The 522-nt window shown below is 68.8% G+C and carries 1 protein-coding gene; it reads left to right on the top strand.

Annotation, left to right across the window (positions count from 1 at the left end):
* The coding region (locus BRX37_RS26550) for an aminotransferase class V-fold PLP-dependent enzyme (protein WP_125990403.1) at window positions 1–522 on the top strand (522 nt) is incomplete at both ends.

The raw sequence follows: 522 nt of genomic DNA on the forward strand, positions 1-522 counted from the left end.
GGCCGGCGCCCGGATGCTGTGCGATGCGGTGCAGGGCTATGGCCGGATCGCGATCCCCGACACGGTCGATCTGGTCGCGCTGTCGGCGCACAAGATCCATGGGCCCAAGGGCATCGGTGCGCAGTGGATCCGCGACGGCATCCCCCTTCCCCCGCTACTTCATGGCGGCGATCAGGAAGGCGGACGCTCGGGCACGCTCAGCCCGGCGCTGTGCGCGGGGTTCGGCGTGGCGGCGCGGTTGATGGCGACGCGAGCGGAGGCGGATGCCGCGCATCTCGAAAGGCTCTGGTCGATCGCTATCGAGCGGTTCGGCCCGGACTGGACGATCAACGGATCAACCGAAGAGCGCTATCACGGCAATCTCAACGTCCGGCGTGAGGGGCTCGATGTCGCGCGGCTGATGTCGGATTGCCGCGACATCGCCTTTTCGGCGGGCAGCGCCTGCGCCAGCGGATCGGGACGGCCAAGCCATGTGCTGACCGCGCTTGGCCTGTCCGAGGCGCAGGCCAAATCGTCCATCCG

This window comes from Sphingomonas sp. S-NIH.Pt3_0716 (assembly GCF_003950715.1).
GTDB lineage: Bacteria > Pseudomonadota > Alphaproteobacteria > Sphingomonadales > Sphingomonadaceae > Sphingobium > Sphingobium yanoikuyae_A.